Source organism: Brevibacillus porteri (genome assembly GCF_003013475.1).
GTDB lineage: Bacteria > Bacillota > Bacilli > Brevibacillales > Brevibacillaceae > Brevibacillus > Brevibacillus porteri.
The window spans coordinates 37,222-58,132 of record NZ_PXZO01000039.1 but is presented as its reverse complement, the minus strand read 5'-3'; the positions used below and the strand labels follow the sequence as shown (position 1 = coordinate 58,132).

22 protein-coding genes are annotated in these 20,911 nt (G+C 46.4%); all 22 read right to left on the bottom strand.

Annotated features, from left to right (window positions below; genetic code table 11):
- Positions 1–48: 48 nt before the first annotated feature.
- Complete coding sequence (gene rseP, locus C7R92_RS19810; RefSeq protein WP_017249297.1) at positions 49–1,314, bottom strand: RIP metalloprotease RseP; 1,266 nt, start codon at positions 1,312–1,314, stop codon at positions 49–51.
- 44 nt (positions 1,315–1,358) lie between these two features.
- Positions 1,359–2,507 (bottom strand): 1-deoxy-D-xylulose-5-phosphate reductoisomerase, encoded by a 1,149-nt coding sequence (locus tag C7R92_RS19805; protein ID WP_106835408.1) that lies wholly within the window; start codon positions 2,505–2,507, stop codon positions 1,359–1,361.
- Positions 2,508–2,547: 40 nt separating this feature from the next.
- Entirely contained in the window at positions 2,548–3,333 is a 786-nt protein-coding gene (locus C7R92_RS19800; protein ID WP_016743343.1) for a phosphatidate cytidylyltransferase, read from the bottom strand.
- Positions 3,334–3,350: 17 nt separating this feature from the next.
- Entirely contained in the window at positions 3,351–4,121 is a 771-nt protein-coding gene (locus tag C7R92_RS19795) for an isoprenyl transferase (RefSeq protein ID WP_017249299.1), read from the bottom strand.
- A gap of 66 nt (positions 4,122–4,187) precedes the next feature.
- On the bottom strand, positions 4,188–4,745 hold the full coding sequence (frr, locus tag C7R92_RS19790; protein WP_017249300.1) for a ribosome recycling factor: 558 nt from the start codon (positions 4,743–4,745) through the stop codon (positions 4,188–4,190).
- A 2-nt stretch (positions 4,746–4,747) separates the two neighbouring features.
- Positions 4,748–5,470: a UMP kinase gene (gene pyrH / locus C7R92_RS19785; RefSeq protein WP_017249301.1), complete on the bottom strand. Its 723-nt coding sequence runs from the start codon at positions 5,468–5,470 to the stop codon at positions 4,748–4,750.
- A 159-nt stretch (positions 5,471–5,629) separates the two neighbouring features.
- Positions 5,630–6,517, bottom strand: a complete 888-nt coding sequence (gene tsf / locus C7R92_RS19780) for a translation elongation factor Ts (RefSeq protein ID WP_017249302.1) — start codon at positions 6,515–6,517, stop codon at positions 5,630–5,632.
- Between the two features lie 142 nt (positions 6,518–6,659).
- Positions 6,660–7,370: a 30S ribosomal protein S2 gene (gene rpsB / locus C7R92_RS19775; protein WP_069849249.1), complete on the bottom strand. Its 711-nt coding sequence runs from the start codon at positions 7,368–7,370 to the stop codon at positions 6,660–6,662.
- A 245-nt stretch (positions 7,371–7,615) separates the two neighbouring features.
- On the bottom strand, positions 7,616–8,311 hold the full coding sequence (locus tag C7R92_RS19770; RefSeq protein ID WP_106835387.1) for a DNA polymerase III subunit gamma/tau: 696 nt from the start codon (positions 8,309–8,311) through the stop codon (positions 7,616–7,618).
- A complete protein-coding gene (locus C7R92_RS19765; RefSeq protein WP_106835386.1) occupies positions 8,286–8,810 on the bottom strand; it encodes a DUF6115 domain-containing protein in 525 nt (174 codons plus the stop codon). The genes C7R92_RS19770 and C7R92_RS19765 overlap by 26 nt, the downstream gene beginning before the upstream one ends.
- A 23-nt stretch (positions 8,811–8,833) precedes the next feature.
- On the bottom strand, positions 8,834–9,172 hold the full coding sequence (locus C7R92_RS19760; RefSeq protein WP_017249305.1) for a hypothetical protein: 339 nt from the start codon (positions 9,170–9,172) through the stop codon (positions 8,834–8,836).
- Between the two features lie 46 nt (positions 9,173–9,218).
- A complete protein-coding gene (locus C7R92_RS19755) occupies positions 9,219–10,637 on the bottom strand; it encodes a DUF342 domain-containing protein (protein ID WP_017249306.1) in 1,419 nt (472 codons plus the stop codon).
- A gap of 31 nt (positions 10,638–10,668) precedes the next feature.
- Positions 10,669–11,457: a FliA/WhiG family RNA polymerase sigma factor gene (locus C7R92_RS19750; protein ID WP_017249307.1), complete on the bottom strand. Its 789-nt coding sequence runs from the start codon at positions 11,455–11,457 to the stop codon at positions 10,669–10,671.
- A gap of 16 nt (positions 11,458–11,473) precedes the next feature.
- Entirely contained in the window at positions 11,474–11,857 is a 384-nt protein-coding gene (locus tag C7R92_RS19745) for a hypothetical protein (RefSeq protein ID WP_069849255.1), read from the bottom strand.
- A gap of 3 nt (positions 11,858–11,860) precedes the next feature.
- Positions 11,861–12,346 (bottom strand): chemotaxis protein CheD, encoded by a 486-nt coding sequence (locus C7R92_RS19740; protein WP_007719270.1) that lies wholly within the window; start codon positions 12,344–12,346, stop codon positions 11,861–11,863.
- Positions 12,333–12,959 carry a chemotaxis protein CheC gene (locus tag C7R92_RS19735; RefSeq protein ID WP_069849256.1) on the bottom strand — a complete coding sequence of 209 codons (627 nt, stop codon included), beginning with the start codon at positions 12,957–12,959 and terminating at the stop codon, positions 12,333–12,335. The genes C7R92_RS19740 and C7R92_RS19735 overlap by 14 nt, the downstream gene beginning before the upstream one ends.
- A 5-nt stretch (positions 12,960–12,964) precedes the next feature.
- Positions 12,965–13,441 (bottom strand): chemotaxis protein CheW, encoded by a 477-nt coding sequence (locus C7R92_RS19730; RefSeq protein ID WP_007719278.1) that lies wholly within the window; start codon positions 13,439–13,441, stop codon positions 12,965–12,967.
- 16 nt (positions 13,442–13,457) lie between these two features.
- Complete coding sequence (locus C7R92_RS19725; protein ID WP_106835385.1) at positions 13,458–15,482, bottom strand: chemotaxis protein CheA; 2,025 nt, start codon at positions 15,480–15,482, stop codon at positions 13,458–13,460.
- Between the two features lie 21 nt (positions 15,483–15,503).
- Positions 15,504–16,610, bottom strand: coding sequence for a protein-glutamate methylesterase/protein-glutamine glutaminase (locus C7R92_RS19720; protein WP_106835384.1), 1,107 nt, complete (start codon positions 16,608–16,610; stop codon positions 15,504–15,506).
- A 31-nt stretch (positions 16,611–16,641) separates the two neighbouring features.
- On the bottom strand, positions 16,642–17,505 hold the full coding sequence (locus C7R92_RS19715; RefSeq protein ID WP_017249313.1) for a MinD/ParA family protein: 864 nt from the start codon (positions 17,503–17,505) through the stop codon (positions 16,642–16,644).
- A 4-nt stretch (positions 17,506–17,509) separates the two neighbouring features.
- Positions 17,510–18,856: a flagellar biosynthesis GTPase FlhF gene (flhF, locus tag C7R92_RS19710; protein WP_106835383.1), complete on the bottom strand. Its 1,347-nt coding sequence runs from the start codon at positions 18,854–18,856 to the stop codon at positions 17,510–17,512.
- A complete protein-coding gene (gene flhA / locus C7R92_RS19705) occupies positions 18,853–20,895 on the bottom strand; it encodes a flagellar biosynthesis protein FlhA (protein ID WP_069849263.1) in 2,043 nt (680 codons plus the stop codon). Before flhA ends, flhF begins: the two co-directional genes overlap by 4 nt.
- Positions 20,896–20,911: the final 16 nt, after the last annotated feature.

Sequence of the window (20,911 nt, the reverse complement as noted above, 5' to 3'; positions counted from 1 at the left end):
CATCCTTTTAGGTATGTCTGTTTTTCTTTCTATCGTGTTAGTACGTGATTAGGAGAACAATCGTTGCAGATCATTCCAAGTCACTACCAAAATCAGCAACATCAAAAAGGCAAAGCCCAGGAAATGAACCATTCCTTCTTTATGCGGGTCAACAGGTCGACCACGCAACGCCTCTACTCCCAAGAATGCGAGACGTCCGCCATCTAAGGCAGGCAGTGGCAACAGATTGAACAATCCAAGGTTAATGCTCAATACAGCAGCCCATTTCAATAGAATCGCCATACCTTGTTGAGCAACCTCTCCTGTCATCTTGAAAATACCGACTGGACCACTCAAGTCCTTCAGCCCATATTCACCCGTCACGAGCATTCCCAAGCTTTTCAGGATCATCATCGTAAACTCGTAAGTGGAAGTTGCACCGTATTTGAGAACTTCTCCTGGGGCAAACGTGAGTGCATTGGTTACCATGATTTTGCCCACGTTATTTTCGTCTTTCCCTACTTTAACTGGCACAGTCATACGCTGGCCATTGCGCTCGTAATCAAATGTTAATTGTTGGTCCGGCGCTTTGCTAATCTTCTCTACAACGTCTTTCCACGAGGATACAGGCTGACCTTGAATCGCGATCACCTTATCACCTGGCAATAATCCAGCTTGAGCAGCAGGTCCTCCCGGAATCACATTCCCCAGATGGCTGCCATTCGGTACGCCGTACAAGAAGCCGATCACGATAAACAAAACAAACGCCAGCAAAAAGTTGGCTGCAGGTCCTGCAAAAATCGCCCAAAAACGTTGGGAAACTGTCTTGCCTTTGAACTGTCTGTTCAGAGGAGCAATCTGTACTTCTTGTCCATCCTTGACCAGCTGAGCCTGTGGATGAACAGCAAATGTCTTCTGCTCTCCATCTAGTTCAAGCACGATATTTAAATTTTGCTCCAGATCAAAATGTACCACCGTACCGGTAATCGCACGAGGTGAACCAGTACTTGGCCCATCGAGCAAAATATGTGTGACCTTTCCTAACGCATCCCGCTCCACGCTTACTTCCATGTGCGGTTTCAACATATCCATCTCCGGGTCTTCCCCCGCCATGCGAACGAGACCACCGATGGGTAACAGGCGTAAGGTGTATTCCGTTTCTCCCCGCTTCACGCGAAAAATTTTTGGCCCCATTCCCAGTGCAAATTCACGACATAAGATTCCTGCCTTCTTGGCCAGAAGGAAGTGTCCTAGTTCGTGCACAAAGACAAGTACCCCAAATACAACTACAATCGCGAGAATTGATTCAACGGAATCCAGGTTGGGCAAAGGCAAGTGAACAGCCACCTTTCTGTCAAGTATCTAATACTCATATTTCCTTAGATGGAGACGAGCGCATAAGAGCGTGCCCACTCATCAGCTGCAAAAATATCTGCAAGCTCTGGACTCGCTACACCAGGGTGAGCTTCGCATGTTTTTCGGACGACCTTTTCGATGTCCAAAAAACGGATCGCTCCCTTCAAGAACCTATCAACTGCGACTTCATTGGCTGCATTCAGTACCGCAGTATGCGTACCTCCTGCCATGCCGCACTCATACGCTAATTTTAACAGTGGATAACGCTCATAATCCATGGCTGCAAAATGAAGCGTGGCGATCTTGACCAAATCGAGTGGTTCGGTAGGCAGTTCTTTTCTGATTGGATAGCTCATGGCGTACTGAATCGGAACCTTCATATCCGGCGTACCGAGTTGAGCCATGACCGCTCTGTCTTTGTATTCTACCATAGAGTGTATGATACTTTCATAATGCAATACGCATTCGATTTGCTCATAAGGTAAATCGAACAGCCAATGAGCCTCGATCACTTCAAAACCTTTGTTCATCATGGTAGCAGAATCGATGGTAATTTTTGCACCCATGCTCCAATTCGGATGAGCCAATGCCTGCTCTACTGTCACTTGCTGTAGATCCTCGCGAGAGAGGTGACGGAAAGAACCTCCTGAAGCGGTCAAAATGACCCGCGCCACATCTTCCTTGCGCTCCCCTTGCAGACATTGGTAGACAGCTGAATGCTCGCTGTCTACTGGAATAATCGATACGCCTTTTTCTTTCGCTCGTTTCATGACGACAGGGCCAGCGCTCACCAGTGTCTCTTTGTTGGCCAGTCCAATTGTTTTTCCCGCCTCAATCGCAGCGAGTGTAGGGGCGACCCCTACACTGCCGACAACAGCGGTCATTACGAAATTGGCAGCTTCATGACGGGCAACCAGTTCCAATCCTTCCGCCCCGTAAACGATTTCTGGTTGAGACTTACCCGCCAATCTATCTCGCAGTTCAACGGCAGCCTCCTCATTTCCCACAGAAACGAGCTCGGGCTTGAATTTTTCCACCTGGCGTGTCAATAGATCGACGTTTGTTCCAGCAGCCATAGCTACCACCGAAAAATCCTCAGGATGCTGGTCTACGACTTCAAGCGTACTCGTTCCAATTGACCCCGTTGAACCTAAGAGCGCTATTTTTTTCACGGATTTCACCCTCTATATCTCTTTCTATATGCAAAAGGTTTTAGACAATACCTAATAGATGTAGAACCGGAAAGACGAGCAAAAAACTATCAAAGCGATCCAAAACGCCCCCGTGACCCGGAATGAGCTGTCCTGAATCTTTTACATGGAAATGTCTCTTGAAAGCCGACTCAACCAAATCACCCAATTGCCCGACGATCCCCGCAACAAGTGCGATAGTCAAAGCCTGATCAATCGCAAAATGTCCAAAGCTTGCATTGATGGAAAGGACAATCAAAACAGAAGCGACGAGACCTCCTAAGGCCCCTTCCACCGTCTTGTTTGGACTTATTTCTGGCCACAGTTTACGCTTACCTATTGCTTTTCCCACAAAATAGGCGCCCGAATCAGTCGACCAGATTCCCATAATGACCATGACCGTCAGCATGAATCCTTCAGGTAGGTTTCGGGTAGCGGCCATATAAGTAAAACCGTAGCCTATGTATAACGCCCCCACCAACGTAAGGGCGACGTGTTCAATGTGAAACTGATTTTTCCGTAAAACGGAGTAAATCAACAAGAGCAGGATGACGGGCAGCATCAGATCCGGCATGCTGATACTGAGCCAATCCGAAAATAATAGAGACGGCCACAAAATGCTTAACATCAATACATATCCGAGCAATCCTGCCAAATAAAATGACTGAATGCCAGCCATTCTCATAAATTCAAAATAGCCAATGACAGCCAGTAAAAACACCAATAGTGAGTACCAAACTCCACCAGCATACATCAATAATAGAAAAGCAGCCCCACCAATCAGGCCTGTTATTATACGTTGCTTCAACTGATTCCACCTCTCGGTTATACCGCCCCGTAGCGACGAGCTCGGCCTTGGTATTCCACGATTGCTTGATAAAAATGTTCACGGGTAAAATCAGGCCATAGCACATCCGTAAACCATAATTCTGTATATGCCAATTGCCACAGCATAAAGTTACTCAAGCGAATCTCTCCACTTGTGCGAATCAAGAGGTCTGGATCGGGAATTTCGCTTGTATACAGGTAGCTCGATATCAATTCCTCAGTCAGTTGCTCTGGTTGAAGCTCACCTGCTTTTACTTGTGCCGCCATCTCTGAAAATGCTTTCGCAAGTTCATCTCGCCCGCCGTAATTCAGAGCAAAATTCAATTGCAGACCGCTATTGTCCTTCGTTTTCTCTTCTGCTTCCAGCAGTGCTTTCAGCGTATGAGAAGGCAGCTCGTTTTTACTGCCCAGCATGCGAATGCGAACACCACGTTCTATTAATTCATCCAATTCTGTCGACAAAAATTCCTGCGGAAGTTTCATGAGAAAATCCACTTCATCGCGTGGGCGCTTCCAATTTTCGGTAGAGAATGCGTACATCGTCATATAACGCACACCGATCTCGTCTGCAGCCTTGACGACTTCCTTTACTGCTTTCATTCCTGCACGGTGCCCGGCAACCCGGGGTAAACTGCGCTTGTTGGCCCAACGACCGTTGCCATCCATAATAATCGCCACATGTTCCGGGATCTTACCGGAACGATCCAACTCGGCTGGCTCCGTTTGCTTTTCTTTGCGGCCCCATTTGCGCGCCAGATGTTCTAACATAAAGTGTTCCCCCGTAATGAGAGATATAGACGTACATCCCCCTCAATCGAGGGGGATTACCATTACCTATACTTCCAAAATGTCTTTCTCTTTGTCCTTAACGATCTTGTCAACTTCGGCGATGAATTTATCCGTCGCTTTTTGTATGGTTTCTTGATGACGACGGGAATCGTCCTCAGAAATGGTAGCAGCTTTTTCCAGCTTTTTGATTTCATCGTTTGCATCACGACGGATGTTACGAATCGCTACCTTTGCTTCTTCTCCACCTTTTCCTGCCAGCTTCACGAGCTCTTTACGACGCTCTTCTGTGAGTGGAGGAATCATCAGACGGATAATCACACCATCGTTGGATGGGGATATTCCCAAATCCGATTGTTGCAGCGCACGGTCAATTTCTTTGAGCGCGGTTTTATCCCAAGGCTGGATAGTCAGCATACGTGGTTCTGGAACGCTGATGTTTGCCAATTGGCTAATCGGCGTTGGAGTGCCGTAGTAGTCTACTGTAACACGCTCCAGCATCGCTGGGTTCGCACGACCTGCACGCAGGCTAGACAGATCTCTTTTCAAAGCATTGATCGCTTTATTCATGCGATCTTCCATGTCTTTTAGCACAGTTTGTGGCATAATTATTCCCCTTTCACTAGAGTACCGATTTTGTCGCCCATTACTGCCCGACGAATATTGCCTTCTTCAGAAATGTTAAAGACGATCAACGGAATACTGTTATCCATGCACAGGCTGGACGCTGTTGAATCCATGACACCTAAACCTTTATTCAGCACTTCCAGGAATGTCAACTGGTCGTACTTCTTAGCGTTCGGGTCAAGGCTTGGATCTGCAGTGTACACACCGTCTACCTTGTTTTTCGCCATCAGGATTACTTCAGCTTCAATTTCAGCTGCACGCAGAGCAGCAGTCGTATCCGTTGAAAAGTAAGGGTTACCAGTACCGGCAGCGAAGATGACCACACGCATTTTTTCCAAATGACGAATGGCACGACGGCGTATGTATGGTTCTGCTACCTGTCTCATCTCAATCGAGGTTTGAACACGAGTCGGGACGTTCACTTTTTCTAACCCATCCTGCAAGGCGAGTGAGTTCATAATTGTGGCCAGCATCCCCATGTAATCGGCTGTTGCCCGATCCATTCCTTTAGAGCTGCCTGAAAGTCCGCGCCAGATGTTACCTCCTCCGACGACTACTGCGACTTGTACACCCAATTCTACGATTTCCTTGATCTGGTTAGCGACGGAGAAAATTACCTTCGGGTCAATCCCATACCCTAAGTCCCCCGCCAAAGCTTCCCCACTCAACTTTAACACAACCCGTTTATAGGCAGGAAGTGGCATGTGAAACGGCCTCCATTCATGAATCATTCTCTGTGCCCAGTCTGCATTCCTTCTAATTGGGAACAGGTACACACTGCTATTTACATGCAGAAAGTTTCACACAAAGTGAAACTCTCGCTTTGAAAATAGGGAACACGAAGGTGTTCCCTATAACCTTTATTATTGCTTATTAACTTGAGCCATTACTTCAGCTGCGAAGTCTTCTTGTTTCTTCTCGATACCTTCGCCTACTTGGAAGCGAGCGAATCCTTTCAAGGTAGCGCCTGCTTCTTTCAACAGAACAGCTACTTTCTTGTCAGTATCTTTTACGAATGGTTGCTCAACCAGTACGTATTCTTCGAAGAATTTGGAGAGGCGTCCTTCTACCATTTTCTCAACGATGTTAGCAGGTTTGCCTTCAGCCAGTGCTTGGTTTTTCAGAACTTCACGCTCACGCTCGATCTCATCAGCGGAAACTTCTTCACGGTTAGCAAAACGTGGGTTGGACGCTGCTGCGTGCATGCCCAGGTCGCGAGCCAGTGTCTCGTCTTGTGTACCTTCCAAAGTAACCAGAACGCCGATACGGCCACCCATGTGGAGGTAAGCACCGAATGCGCCGTTGTCTGTTTTCTCGGAGAGTGCAAAACGACGGAAGGAGATGTTCTCTCCGATAGTCGCGATTTTCTCGTTGATTACATGACCCAAAGTCTCGCCAGCACCTTTGAAAGGTTGCTCCAGCGCTTCTTCAACAGATGCAGGGCGTTGGGATACAACGTGCTCAGCGATGTCTTTAACGAGTGCTTGGAACTCAGGGTTTTTACCTACGAAGTCAGTTTCGCAGTTCACTTCAACAACTGCTGCTACGTTTCCAGCTACCGCTGTTGCAGTCAAACCTTCTGCTGCGATACGACCAGATTTTTTTGCCGCTTTCGCTACACCGCGCTCACGGAGCAAGTCAATCGCTTTTTCCATGTCGCCTGCTGTTTCTTCCAGCGCGCGTTTGCAATCCATCATACCTGCGCCTGTACGCTCGCGCAGTTCTTTAACAGCTTGTGCACTAATTGCCATTGAGTGAAACCTCCTCGAAAAGTTACGATCTTATTATAGTCGAAAAGCATGTTGCGTGCTAACCTGCACGGCAACAATATTCAACAAAAAAGGATGGACGGGGGGTTCTGACACCCTCAGTCCACCCATTTTACACACATGCTTACGCAGTTGTTGTTGCTTGTTGCTCTGTACCTTGGTTTCCTTCTTGCAGAGCATCTGCCATTTTAGCAGTCAGCAGTTTCACAGCGCGAATTGCATCATCGTTACCTGGGATCACATAGTCGATCTCATCTGGATCGCAGTTAGTATCTACGATTGCAACGATTGGGATACCCAATTTGCGAGCTTCTGCTACAGCGATGCGTTCTTTACGAGGATCGATAACAAACAGAGCGTCAGGCAGTTTATCCATGTGAGCGATACCGCCCAAGAATTTTTCCAGACGATCCATTTCTTTGCGCAGAACGATAACTTCTTTCTTAGGCAATACTTCGAAAGTACCATCGTTTTCCATGCGCTTCAGCTCAGCCAAGCGAGATGTACGTTTTTTGATGGTTGTGAAGTTTGTCAGGGTACCACCCAACCAACGTTGGTTGATGAAGTAGTGACCTGTGCGTTCTGCTTCTTCTTTAACGGATTCTTGTGCTTGTTTCTTCGTACCAACGAAGAGCACTTTACCGCCGTCTTGAGCGAGTTCACGTACGAAGTTGTACGCTTCCTCTACTTTTTTAACGGTTTTTTGCAGGTCGATAATGTAGATTCCGTTACGTTCGGTGAAGATATAGCGAGCCATTTTCGGGTTCCAACGACGAGTTTGGTGACCGAAGTGTACACCAGCCTCGAGCAATTGTTTCATCGAAATTACTGCCATATTTCACACCTCCTTCAAAAATGGTTTTTGTGATGCGTACCTCCGCCTCACCGCATGTTCCTAGCAATTCTGCCTTAGGCAGCACCGTTGCCGGAATTGGTGGACGTGCGATTTCAACACCGTAAATGAATATATCATATGGGAGTTTCAATTGCAACAAACGAATTCCATTTATTTCGTAAAAAAGTTTTGATCCTTCTTGGCAGAGGACAAATGGACACATTTGGTCACATTGAAAAAACCGCCTATTTTTTAGGCGGTGTTGTGATCAACTTGACGATGTCTGCTTCCTGAGCGGCGGTCGACACTTCATAGGTACCTACACGAATACGATTTAGCTTGTCGCTCGCGCGTAGCTGTGCCACAAATTGATTGTCGGCAGGAAGGATTCCTTCCTTTACTAGAATCTGCGCTACATCCTCTGCAGTTGCTTTGTAAGGAACAGTGAAAGATACCTTCTTATCTGCTAATGGAGCTTCTACTGTCGGAGCTTTAGGTGCCAACGTATTGGGTGACGTTGGTGTCTGCGTATTCGGTACGGTTGGAATAGACTGGCTGTCCTTACTCTCTGGATTCGTTGGCGGAATCATCTTTTGTTCCGATGAAGCTGCAGGTGTCGTAGGCTGTACAGTTGGCGTCTGCGGTTGCTTAGTCACAGGCGCCACTGTTTGACCTACCTTTGGCGTAACTGGCGCCTTAGGCAATCCATGAGCTGGCTGTACGTTCACTTTCTTTTCTTCCTGCCACTGTTTGTATTCTTCTGCTGTAAGTACGACCATTTCCAGCTCTTGTGCAGCTACTTTCATTTGATCGACAGTCAGGGCTGGTGCTTGCGCAGTTTGCTTAGCCGCTAATAGTCCAATAATGGAGGTAGCCACAATCAGTCCTGCTCCAAATCCAAATAATAGCTCTTGTTTACGCATCGGCAAGACCTCGCTCATGCCTGTCAGCCAAGGAAAAGACCAAATCGATTTCCCCTCTGCCGGCACCGAGTCGTTTTGCGATCTCATCCCGAGACAAACCTTCTTTACTCAGCTCAAAGGCACGGCGATAACGTTCTCGCAGTGCCAGCATATCCACCTCTTGAACTTGAGGTGCTGGTTCTATCCTATCCGTATCATTTGGAGCCTCTTGCTTGTGACTCTCACTCTTTTGCCATTCTTCTTCCATAATGTCTAATCGCTTGCGCAAACTAGCGATATCCTCGAGAAGATCCGCTCTCATTTCCTGCCATTCTGCAGAAAGAAGATGGGTTTCTTGCTTTACCTGTTTTTGAAGACGCTGCACGCTTTTTTCGAGCTCGTCCTTGTCCGTCGTGCGTTGTGTCGGTATTGAGGAAAAGGAGTCAACAGGCTGCTTCTTTTTAATGACAAAAGCAAGAAGCATACTGATCATTCCTGCTCCAATCAGGATGGGATACACTACGTCCATGTTGTCCACCTTTATTTCTGGCTTGACTTCGTTTATAAAGAAATATCTATAATACGTCCACGCAATGGATCTCTCATGAGATCAGCATTCGTAGATACACCTTCGCTCGATTCAGACAATTGACTTCCAGCGGATTCTTTTTTGTCCTGATGTTCTTGCTGTCCTTGCTTTTTTTCTCGTTCGCGTATCTGGTTCTTTTGTGATTGCTCAAGATCGCTCGGGCGCTGGCGCATATGTTCATCCAGGTCTCTTCGCTGATCAATCATTGATTGTTGTTCATGCATGGTTCGTTGTTGCTGATGCTCCTGAATTCGGCTGACTTCTAGCGTACGTGGTATTGCCACCTGCAATTCAACCGCTTTCAAACTCATATGGCCCCAACTCCCTTTGTCACACTAAGTATGTAAGCATCCTGGATTAGATGAGAGTTGCTGTGCTAATTTCACCGTCCAGCACAATAAATCGCGTTCTCGCATACTCGTGCTTGATAAAGTGCACCAGCTTTCCAAACGTCATTTTAATTCCTGGATACATCACATGATATGCCTCAATAGCTGCTGGGCCTTCCCCTTTCAGCTCGAGTTCAATATCATTTCTGCGTGCTTCCAATTCCTTGCTTTCTTTTTCCAAAACCAAACGAGTATTGGTTAGCTTGATTTGCATGAGACGTTTGTCTGCTGGAAGTTCTTTGCTGACTTGAAGAATCTGATTAATAACGCCTAGGCCTTGATCTGTTTTGCGTAAATTTTCATACACATTTTGTAGTTCTTTTTGAATGTTCGCCAGTTCTTGTCTTAATTCTGGTTTTACTCCTACTTCGAGTATCGTAGGAGTGGCGCTGCTGTTCCCAAATACTCGTGCCACAATCTTTTCCCCAGCTTGAAGCACGCCACCAATAATGAAGCCTTTTGCTCCTTTGCAGATGATTTGCTTTCCGGCTCGTATGGTTGAGAACATGATGCTTTGTGAAACAATCACTTGATTGCCAGCCGTTACATTGGCGTTTTGGATAAAGGATGTCCGAACATCTTTCCCCGCAACAATGCAGCCTTTGTCCTGAGCAACAATCCCGCTTTTGATTTCAATAGAGCCCTCCGCGTACAACTCGGCCCCTTCTACACTGCCAAGTACACGGATATCTCCTGATGACTTTACGCGAAAGCCATTCAATACGTTCCCGCGAATGACCACCGTTCCCACAAAATCAATATTGCCAACACCAAAATCGACATCCCCGTTTACTTCAAATACGGGAAACACGTTCATTTTTGCCTGTTCCGTGAAGGAGACTTGTCCGTCAATAGCGGCGTATAGCATCGTCCGCTCTTGATTGAGCACAACATTTTTCCCAGGCTTTATGTTTATTTCCTTGCCGGCTTTGGGAGCGATGGGCTCTCCGGTAACTGCTGTGCCTGGTTGTCCCTGGCTTGCTGATATTTTACGTGCCAAGAGTTGTCCTTTTGCCACATTAGGGATTGTCGTCACATTATAAAAATCAACTCGACCATCCTCTAGCTCTTTTGGACCTTCCCCTTCATTAATAGATGCCAAATAGGGGTACTCGATAGTCGCATCGGTTCCGGCCACAGGTGCAATCCCCTGAGCAACCTTTACTCTCGCATTTGCATACTTCGCGGGTAAGGTACACAAGTTCTGGACTACATCATCGAGAATTCCATACTTCACATTGCTTGTTTGTAATGCTTTGTAAACATCTGTTTCCAAGACGACAATTTCGTCGATATCTTGTTCGTCCGCACGTAGAAGTACCTCAGCCTCTAATTTATCAGCTGAAATTTTTACTTCTATTTTATAATTCCCGATTCCTTCCATCATTCTACCCCTCTCAAGCTTGGGTAATGTCCCCTTACATTAATTGCGATTTCCATCTGGACAACGCAGAACGAAGTCGGAAAAGAGCTTTGGAGTGCAACTGGGATATTCTTGAAGGTGACAAGCTCATGATTTCCGCAATTTCTGATAAGGTCATTTCTTCAAAATAAAACAAGGAGACAACCAATCGTTCCTTTTCAGGTAATTTGTCGATGACCGTTACTAGAACCTCTTTTAAGCTGGATACTTCCGCCACATTATCAGGGCGAGGTGTGAGCTCGTCAATGATATACGAATGTCTTGCTGTTTTTTGTTCGTCTTCATCCCCTACTGCCTCATCGATAGAAACCATGCTGGCAAGAGAGGTTTCCAAGAAAACCTGTTGAAGCTCCTTTTTGCTTATTCCCAGATAATTAGACACTTCTTGATCGGTTGGCATTCGCAGCATTTGCTGTTCCAAGGTGGTGTATGCTTCTTCGATTTTTTTGGCCTTGTCTCGAACAGTACGAGGGATCCAGTCGTTCTCGCGTAGTCCATCGATCATTGCACCACGAATCCGCCACATGGCGTACGTCTCAAATTGGAGACCCCGGGTATGATCGAATTTAGCCAAAGCGTCCAATAGTCCAAAGCGCCCATAACTAATCAAGTCATCCTTGTCCACATTTGCTGGCAGATTAATCGCCAACCGATTTGCCACCTTATCTACCAGTGGCAAAAACCGCGTGACCAAGTCAACCTCCGCCTCGCGACTTCCCTCTTGTTTCCACATGACCCATTTATCGAACTCTTTTGCTTTTTCTTGACTGGTTAGCCGTGCCACGAATAGTCACCAACCTTTACTCATCTGATAAGCGCCTAACGACCTCTGCAACGGTGGCTGGATCCTCAGTAGGATGAACCCTTTCCATCTTGTTGATTGAGAGTGGTGCAAATGTTTGATCTTCCTGTTCTAATAGTTGTCCAATTTCCAGTACGACCCCACCTTCCGCTAGAGGAGAGCCTGTCTCCTCTAGCGTGTCCGTAACCATTGGTGGAGTAGATGACTGTATGAACGTTGCGAGCAGCCAACGAATTGGAAATGCAGCGAGGAAGAATAGGACAAATGCGATACCTGCTCTCTCCAGTGATACGAGCCAGACATTACTCGCCACAGCCGTACCCAGCGTCACAAGAAATGCGAGCATTCCTAATCCAAAATTAATCCAAATGGTTCCTAACATTTGTTATACTTCCTTCACACCTTGATTTACGGTCCTGATTTGAAGAATGCCGTTTGTGGCATCTAACTCTATTGTCCGACCGCAGTTTCCCCCTGTATCTTCTGCCACGATCTTTATATGAGCATCCTTCAATGCAAGTTTGCACGCCTCTACATTCCGAGGCCCAATCCGCATGGTGTCATTATTCCCTAAAAATGCGAACATTTGTGCACCGCCAGCCAATTTTGCAACTGTGTGTCTGGTCTCAGCACCAGCCTTCACCATCAACTGAATCAGATGGGGGATTGCTGTATCCGCATACTTGCCTATTGTTAGCTCCCCGCTTTTAGCCAAAGACGATTCAGGGAGCATGACATGTGCCATACCTGCAATTTTATGGATATGATCGTAGAGCACTACCCCTACGCAAGAACCTAAACCGGTAGTACGCAGCTTACTCGGCGGCTTTGCCACCCCAAGATCAGCCATCCCTATCTTAATAATCTCCATCGAACGGAACCCCTAATGAACGAAATAGTGTTGGGAGCGATTCAGGATCAGGAATTAAGAAAAAGTTCCCTTTTACTTGATCATTGCCTTCGAAAAAAGCGGTGTCAATCGTGAGGGCAAAGTCACCCGCTTGACCCAACGCTATTAATCCATAACTTAGAATAGCTCCAGCCATATCCACAGCGAGTGCAGGTACAGACGGTTGTAAATTTAATTGTGTAAAATCAGCTAACGATGATAGATAAGAGCCTGTTAAGATGTTGCCAATCTCATGCAGCGCTGAAATCTCCAGCTCTTCCCACTCGTACACATCTTTATTAATTCCTGTAATTTGTTCGAGTAGGTGCTTGGCAGAATCCAAATCAAGGATGAAAAACATGTTCCCTGGACAATCGCCTTCAACGCGGAGGAAGACGGTCACTACTACAGTTTCCGCTCCTCCTACACAATCTGCAACTTCGTCGAAAGGGATAATCTTGACTTGTGGAACTTTCATATCGATTTCTTTTTGTATGAGCTTGGAGAGAGCCGTGGCAGCGTGACCAGCACCGATGTTCCCGATTTCCCGTAAAACGTCAAATTGGAAATCTCCAAACTTCGTAAAATCGCCCATTTTACTTACCCCTCAATTGCGTCCAACTGCTTGATTTCCTCAGTGCTCAATACTTTATCGAGATTTAAGAGGATTAACAGTCGTTTATCCAGCTTAGCGACACCTCGCAAATAAGCAGCTTCCACTCCTCCAACAACCTCTGGAGGCGGTTCAATCGCATCAACTGGTATATCGATAACATCGTTAGCAGCATCTACAATGAGACCCACTTCCAATTCACCTACGGCCACGATAATGATTCGAGTTGCTTCGGAATAGACGCTTTCTTCGAGACTAAAGCGATTGCGTAGGTCAATAATCGGTGTCACAACGCCACGCAGATTAATAACCCCTTTGACGAAACTAGGCGTTCGCGGAACTCTTGTGATGTGCTCCAGCTTTTCAATGGATTTGACTTGATGAACCTCTACGCCATACTCTTCGTCCTTCAATCGAAAGACAATCACTTTGACTTCGCTAATGACTTCTTTTTGATCGAGCATGCGGCTGCCCCTCCTTCTACTTAATCAGCGAGTTACAATCTATGATGAGCGCGACCTGTCCGTCTCCCAAGATCGTTGCACCTGAAATAGCAAATACATTAACCAGATATTTGCCGAGAGATTTTAGAACAATCTCTTGTTGACCGATGAACGAATCGACGACAAGGCCTGCCATTTTCTCACCTTTACGTACGATGACGACTGCCACTTCATCTTCCATCGTTTCCCCATTCTCAGGTACTTGGAAAATGTCCTGCAGCGAAACGAGCGGAACTACACGTCCCCGGAAGTCGATCACTTTTTGGCGGTGAGCCATCATGATTTGATCTTTTTTAAATACAGCCGTCTCAATGATGGAGCTGAGTGGGACAGCGTACTTCTCATCTTTCACTTGTACCAGCATCGCGGAAATGATAGAGAGCGTAAGCGGCAATTGAATGAGGAAAATCGTGCCCTGACCGCGCACAGAATCTACGCTGACACTGCCACCCAACGATTCAATTTTGGACTTAACGACATCCAGTCCAACACCACGACCGGAAATATCAGATACAACCTCCGCTGTACTAAAGCCTGCTGCAAAAAGCAACTCGTGGATTTGCTTGTCGCTCATGCTATCTGCAGTAGCAGGATTGACAATCCCTCTCTCAAGCGCTTTTTTGAGAACTTTATCTTTATTGATTCCAGCACCGTCATCTTTTACTTCAATAAATACATGGTTCCCACTATGGAAAGCGCGGAGCTCGATTTTTCCTTCCTCTGGCTTACCCGCCTTTTTCCGATCTGCTGGAGACTCAATTCCGTGGTCAAGCGAGTTACGCAGCAAGTGATTGAGTGGGTCCCCGATTTCGTCGATGACAGTACGGTCCAATTCTGTCTCCGCACCGATAATCTCCAGATTCACTTTTTTATTCAGATCTTTTTGCAGATCGCGAATCATACGTGGGAAACGATTGAATACTTGCTCCACCGGAACCATCCGCATGGTCAAAATGATGTTTTGCAAATCGCCACTAATCCGACTCATGTGCTCCACGGTTTCCTGCAGTTCATTCTTTCCGATCTCGCGTGCCAACTGCTCCAAACGACCGCGGTCAATGACTAATTCGCTAAACAGATTCATCAAGATATCCAAGCGTTCGATATCCACACGAATTGTTTTTCCACCAGCCGTCGCCTTCTTCGCAGGTGCTTGAGGAGCTTCTGCTGCTCCTTTTTCAGCTGGCGCTGGCGTCTGTTGCACTACGGGAGCAGGTGGAGCTTCACTCTTCAATTGAATCGTTTCGATTGTCACATCTTGGATTTCCGAAATGTTAAGAATCGTAGTTCGTACTTTTTCAATCGATTGCTCCGTCACATAGGCGATTTCAAACGATTGTTCAAATCGTTCATTCTCGATATCTTCAACAGCTGGCTTCGTTTTGATCACTTCACCCATGGATTCCAATTGATCAAAAACCATGTAAGAGCGAGCAGCCTTGAGCAAGCAGTTTTCATTCAATGTAACTTTGATCCACAAAACGTTATTTCCGAGCTCCTGAGACTGCTTCAAGACCATCATTGCATAATCGTCCAGCTCATGCTCTTCAGCTGGTGTACTTTCCTCTTGCGGTGCTTCCACTACCATCGTAGCAGCTGCTACTTCCTGCTCGGCTGAAAAATCTCCAGCTACAATCGCCCGCAGCTTCTTTACAATAGCGGATACATCCGCTGAACCGTCTCCACCCTCTGTGATATCGATGACCATGCCTTCAATCAAATCTACGCTCTGAAAAATAGCGTCCATGATATCACTGGTAATCGTTAACTTCTGATTGCGAATCAGGTCCAGTACATTTTCCGCTTCGTGAGTCAAACTCGCCATGTCTTCAAAGCCCATGGTCGCCGACATACCCTTCAATGTATGAGCGGAACGAAAAATCTCTTTGACGTGGCCAATATTACCCGGATCACTTTCCAAGAGTAACAAGTTGGCGTTGATTGCCTGTAGGTGTTCCTTTGACTCCTCAATAAACATGTCCAAATACTGATTCATATCCATAGGTGATCCACCTCCCAAAAATCAGTGCAAGAGCTTGCACAACAGCTCTGGAATCTTTTCTAATGGGGCCACGTTGTCTGCCAAGCCTGCTTGAATCGCTGCTCGTGGCATTCCGTATACGACACAACTCGACTCATCTTCGATAATACTTGTGACAGCGCCAAGCTCCTTCATACGCTTTAGCCCTTTAGTCCCATCATTTCCCATGCCTGTCATGATGATTGCCCATTTGTCTACGTTTGTCAATTGACTGACTGATTCAAACAGGATATCGACAGACGGTCTGTGACCGCCTCGTGGCTCCTCTTGATGTAAATAGGCCTGAAGTCTCCCATTTACTTGACGAACTTCGAAATGGAAGCCTCCTGGAGCGATGTAAGCTGTACCATTTTCCAAATACTCGCCATCGACAACCTCGGTTACTCGAATTTGGCATAACGAGTCTAGCCGATTTGCTAACGATTTTGTGAAACCTGCTGGCATATGCTGAACGATGGCAATTGGTGCCGGAAAATTCGCCGGAATTGCAGTGAGTACACTCTGCAATGCTTTAGGACCACCCGTAGATGTACCTAAAACCACCAGTCTTGCCTTTCCGCCCACTTGTGACCGCATCACGGCAGGCGGGCTCGGTATTTTCGTACGTATTACTGGAGATGCCGGTGCAGCTTTTGATTCGGAAGATACCAGTTTGACTATGCGAGGGATCTGCTTTCTCAAACGTACTTTCGATGCTGCCGCAGCCTTCACGCGCTCGATAAGACGATCGCCCACTTTGTGGATGTCGAGAGAAATTGGACCAGACGGCTTCGTTACAAAGTCAAACGCGCCTAGCTCCAACGCATGAATCGTAGCTTCGGCCCCTTCTTTTGTCAGGCTGCTCAACATGACAATAGGAACCGGGCATTCATTCATCAGCTTTTCCAAAGCGTCCAAACCGTTCATAACCGGCATTTCAATGTCGAGAGTTAGAACATCCGGCGCCAGTTCTTTACATTTTTCAATACATTCGAGTCCATTCTTAGCTCGATCAATCACTTCAATCTCAGGATCCGTTGATAAAATGTCCGAAATTACTTTACGCATGAATGCAGAATCGTCCGTGACGAGAACGCGGATTTTGCTCATTCGAATGTCGCTCCCTTCCTACTTTTATGTCTCATCGTATGAAGTGCCTCAACTTCGCAAGAAATCCATTGAGACCACTGACAGAAGCATCTGAAGTACCCGGACGATCCAAATACCGTTCTACCAGATTTCGTATGCTTCTCGCGGCTTGCGATTGTGGATATGTAAGTAGAAAAGGACGCTGCATTTTAACAGCTTTTGAAACATAAGGATCATCCGAAACATATCCAAGCGACTGAATATCCAGATTCAAAAAGCGTTTAGAAACCATCGCAAGCTTGTCCGCCGTCATTTTCCCTTCTCTCTCCGACGACGCTCGGTTTATCACCAATCGAATGGAGACAGCGGGGTTACGTGCGTGTAGCATCTTGATGACTGCATATGCATCCGTTATCGCTGGTGGTTCGGGGGTGGTAACGAGGATGACCTCGTCTGAGGAGAGCATGAATCGCATGGATTCTTTTGAAAAACCTGCTCCCGTATCAAAAATGATTGTGTCGGCATAGCCTTGCAGCGGGTCCAGATGAGAGAATAAGCGATCAAGCTTGTGATCATCTAATTGCATAATCTGTGTAAATCCAGAACCACCCGCGATAAATTCTAAGCCTCCTGGCCCGTGCTCGATAATGTCCCAAACAGTCGTATCTGGCTCTAACAAATGAAACAGATGCTTTTTTGGTGTAATTCCCATTAATACATCCAGATTTGCCAGACCCAGATCCAAGTCAAACAAAACCGCCTTATGACCCTTCTCAATCAAACCAAGCCCAAAATTCAAACTGAAATTGGACTTGCCGACACCACCTTTTCCACTCGTCACTGTCACCAGTCTAGTTGGTCGTGTCTTCTTGTTTTGTAGCATCCGCTCACGGAGTTGCTCTGCTTGGTCACGCATCTGTTTACTCTCCCATAATCATCGTTGAAACCAGCTCGGGTGTAGCTACAACGATATCATCTGGTACATTTTGACCTGTCGTTACATAGGAGAGCTGTAGATTCATCTCCTGACAAACATTCAACATCGTGCCAAAGCTGTTCGTTTCATCCGCTTTTGTAAAAATGACTTGCTTCACTTGAACTTCCGCAAAATTTTGGACGATCGCTTTCATATCGTTGGATTTGGAGCTCAAGCTAAGTACTAGATAGTTCACGCTGTCTTTTCCATGCTCCAACAATTCACGAATGCCTTCCACGTATTCATCGTTGCGAAAATTTCGTCCAGCCGTATCGACAAAAATGAGGTCACAATCACTTAAACGTTCCATCGCTGCCGCCATTTCTTTCGGAGAAAAGACAACCTCCAGCGGGACATTCAAAATGTTTGCGTACGTCTTCAATTGTTCTACTGCTGCCATTCGATACGTATCAGCCGTGATAAAGCCGATTTTTCGTTTTTCCTTCAACATGCTGTTCGCCGCAAGCTTCGCAATGGTCGTTGTTTTTCCAACCCCTGTCGGACCGAAAAAGAAAGCATACCGTACGTTCTTACCCAGCTTTGGCGAAGATGCTGTATATGGCTCAATCATCGAAGTGATAATCGTTCGGCATACAGCAAATGCTTCTTCCTCCGTCCACTTTTCACCCGGTTGCGACATTTCCATTACTTTTCGAATGATTTCCGCTGTTAGCTCTTCAGTCACTTCTTGTTTCAGTAGCTTTGCACGAATAGACTGTATCTCTGGAGGAAGTTGTTCACTTAAGTCATGCACCAACAGCTTTTGAAACATTTGACGCATATCTCGCATTTCAGTGGCAATCGCGTCATGATTGCTTGCGGGTAAAGCTCTTTCTTGGGTTGTCATGACAGGAGCATGCTGCTCAGCTGGCTCTCCTTGCTTTTGCACAGCTCTCGTATCTGGGATCTCTTCTTTTGGAGGCGTCGCAACCGCGGTTTGTGTTATCGCGGCTACGACCTGCTCCCTACCTGTTGATTCAACTTGTTGATTCTCCGATGTTTTTGTCACAGTCGGTCTTCGATACGCTTGAGCAGCGGTGTACGTACCCGTCTGCGATTTGGGCAAAACGTTGTTGGTTCGATGTTCAGCTGCTACTGTTGGATTTTCTCGCTCGGATGCCTTTTCATCGACAGCAGCGATTACTTCGATTCGTTGTTTGCCAAACATCCCGAACAATCCACCTGTTTTTATCGGCTTGGAATTAAGAATCACAGCATCCATTCCTAAGTCCGTCCTGATTTTTCCCATTGCTTCTGGCATCGAATCGACAATGTAACGTTTTACCCTCACGAAATGTTCACCATCCCTACGCTTTGCACTTCAACATGTGGTTCGAGCTCGCTGTACGACAAAACGGGAACGTCTGGCATCATGCGATCTACTAATTGACGCAAGTACATTCGGACCGCTGGTGATGAAAGAATGATCGGCTGTTGACCCGAGTTGATCATTTTGCTCACTTCAGTCGACATGTTTTGGAATATTCGCTGAGACGTTTCCGGATCCATCGCCAGATAGCTTCCTTGCTCAGACTGTTCCACACGTTCAGAGATTGCTTTTTCCAATCCTGCTCCAGCTGTAAGCACGCGAAGTGGTTGTCCTGGCTCCGTAAATTGGAGTGTGATCTGTCGCGCCATCGCCTGTCTCACATATTCTGTCAGTACATCTGGATCTTTTGTATACAAGGCTTGATCCGCAAGTGCTTCAAGGATGACGTGGAGATTTCGAACAGACACTTTTTCACGCAACAGCTTTTGCAATACTTTTTGTACGTCCCCAATGGCGAGCATACTTGGAATCAGCTCGTCTACGAGAACTGGTGCTGTCTCCCTTACATTGTCGATCAGGGCCCTTGTTTCCTGGCGACCTAACAATTCGTGGGCATGTCGCTTGATGACCTCTGTCAAGTGTGTAGCCACAACAGATGGCGGATCGACAACTGTATAGCCGGAAAGCTCAGCAATCTCCTTATTCTCTTCTGTTACCCATAATGCAGGCAATCCAAACGCAGGTTCTACGGTTTCTATACCAACAATAGAATCATCTTCGATCCCCGGGCTCATCGCCAGATAGTGATCCAGCATGATTTCCCCTTTTGCGACCTGGTTGCCTTTTATTTTAATCATATATTCATTCGGTCGAAGCTGGATGTTGTCACGTATACGAATGACCGGTACAACAATCCCCATCTCGAGTGCGATTTGTCTTCGAATCATAATGACCCGATCTAACAAATCTCCTCCCTGCTTCACATCGGCAAGCGGGATTAAGCCATAACCGAACTCGAATTCGATCGGATCGACCTGTAACAGGTTCACGACACTTTCTGGACTGCGTACTTCTTCCAATTGCTGCTCTTCCACCTGATCGGCGGATTCTTGGATTTGCATCTTTTGGTTCTTCTCCATTTTCCAAGCAGCAAATCCCATTATCCCGCATACCGGAAGTACAGGCAGAATTCCAATCGGTGTAAAGACACCCAGCAATAACATGCATCCGGCTACGATATAGAGAAGACGCGGAAAGCTGAACATTTGCTTGACGATGTCTTCACCAAGACCTTCACCAGAAGTGGAACGCGTTACAATAATACCCGCTGCGGTCGAGATTAAGAGCGCTGGAATCTGGCTCACCAGTGCGTCACCGACAGACATGGTAGTGAATCGAGAGGCAGATTCAGCAAAGCTCATATCGTGAATGAGCATCCCGATGATAAAACCACCAATAATATTTACGATAAAAATGATAATACCCGCGATGGCGTCCCCTTTTACGAATTTGCTGGCACCATCCATTGCTCCATAAAAGTCAGCTTCGTTCTCAATCTTTTTTCTTCGGACACGTGCATCTGCTTCTGTGATCATCCCTGCATTCAGATCGGCGTCGATACTCATCTGTTTACCAGGCATCGCGTCGAGCGTAAAACGTGCTGCTACCTCAGCTACACGCTCAGAACCTTTCGTGATTACGATAAACTGAATAATGATCAAGATCAGAAACACGACGAAACCGACGACTTGATTACCACCGACTACAAAGCTACCGAACGTTTCAATAACTTTACCGCCTTCACCGTGCGATAGAATATTTCTCGTCGTCGACACGTTCAAGGCTAGTCGAAAAAGTGTTGTAATAAGCAAAACCGTCGGAAAGATCGAGAATTCCAAAGTTTCTTTTGTATACATCGACACAAGCAAGATGGTCAATGCAAGGGAGATATTCAAAATCAACAGCAAATCAAGTAGCGCTGAAGGAAGTGGGATTACCATCATGACAACAATGCTTATGACAAAAAGGATCGTACCAACTTCTTTAAATTTGAATCCCACTGGTTATCCTCCTTCC

Bases quoted from the DNA above. Each gene is read 5' to 3' on its own strand.
- C7R92_RS19715 (WP_017249313.1), bottom strand. From the start codon at position 17,505: ATGCGTGACCAAGCAGAGCAACTCCGTGAGCGGATGCTACAAAACAAG.
- frr (WP_017249300.1), bottom strand. From the start codon at position 4,745: ATGCCACAAACTGTGCTAAAAGACATGGAAGATCGCATGAATAAAGCG.
- C7R92_RS19720 (WP_106835384.1), bottom strand. From the start codon at position 16,610: ATGAGCAAAATCCGCGTTCTCGTCACGGACGATTCTGCATTCATGCGT.
- tsf (WP_017249302.1), bottom strand. From the start codon at position 6,517: ATGGCAATTAGTGCACAAGCTGTTAAAGAACTGCGCGAGCGTACAGGC.
- rpsB (WP_069849249.1), bottom strand. From the start codon at position 7,370: ATGGCAGTAATTTCGATGAAACAATTGCTCGAGGCTGGTGTACACTTC.
- C7R92_RS19745 (WP_069849255.1), bottom strand. From the start codon at position 11,857: ATGTTAGGAACCATTTGGATTAATTTTGGATTAGGAATGCTCGCATTT.
- C7R92_RS19735 (WP_069849256.1), bottom strand. From the start codon at position 12,959: ATGGGCGATTTTACGAAGTTTGGAGATTTCCAATTTGACGTTTTACGG.
- C7R92_RS19740 (WP_007719270.1), bottom strand. From the start codon at position 12,346: ATGGAGATTATTAAGATAGGGATGGCTGATCTTGGGGTGGCAAAGCCG.
- C7R92_RS19730 (WP_007719278.1), bottom strand. From the start codon at position 13,441: ATGCTCGATCAAAAAGAAGTCATTAGCGAAGTCAAAGTGATTGTCTTT.
- pyrH (WP_017249301.1), bottom strand. From the start codon at position 5,470: ATGCCACTTCCTGCCTATAAACGGGTTGTGTTAAAGTTGAGTGGGGAA.
- C7R92_RS19755 (WP_017249306.1), bottom strand. From the start codon at position 10,637: ATGATGGAAGGAATCGGGAATTATAAAATAGAAGTAAAAATTTCAGCT.
- C7R92_RS19795 (WP_017249299.1), bottom strand. From the start codon at position 4,121: ATGTTAGAACATCTGGCGCGCAAATGGGGCCGCAAAGAAAAGCAAACG.
- C7R92_RS19725 (WP_106835385.1), bottom strand. From the start codon at position 15,482: ATGGATATGAATCAGTATTTGGACATGTTTATTGAGGAGTCAAAGGAA.
- C7R92_RS19760 (WP_017249305.1), bottom strand. From the start codon at position 9,172: ATGAGTTTGAAAGCGGTTGAATTGCAGGTGGCAATACCACGTACGCTA.
- C7R92_RS19770 (WP_106835387.1), bottom strand. From the start codon at position 8,311: ATGAGCGAGGTCTTGCCGATGCGTAAACAAGAGCTATTATTTGGATTT.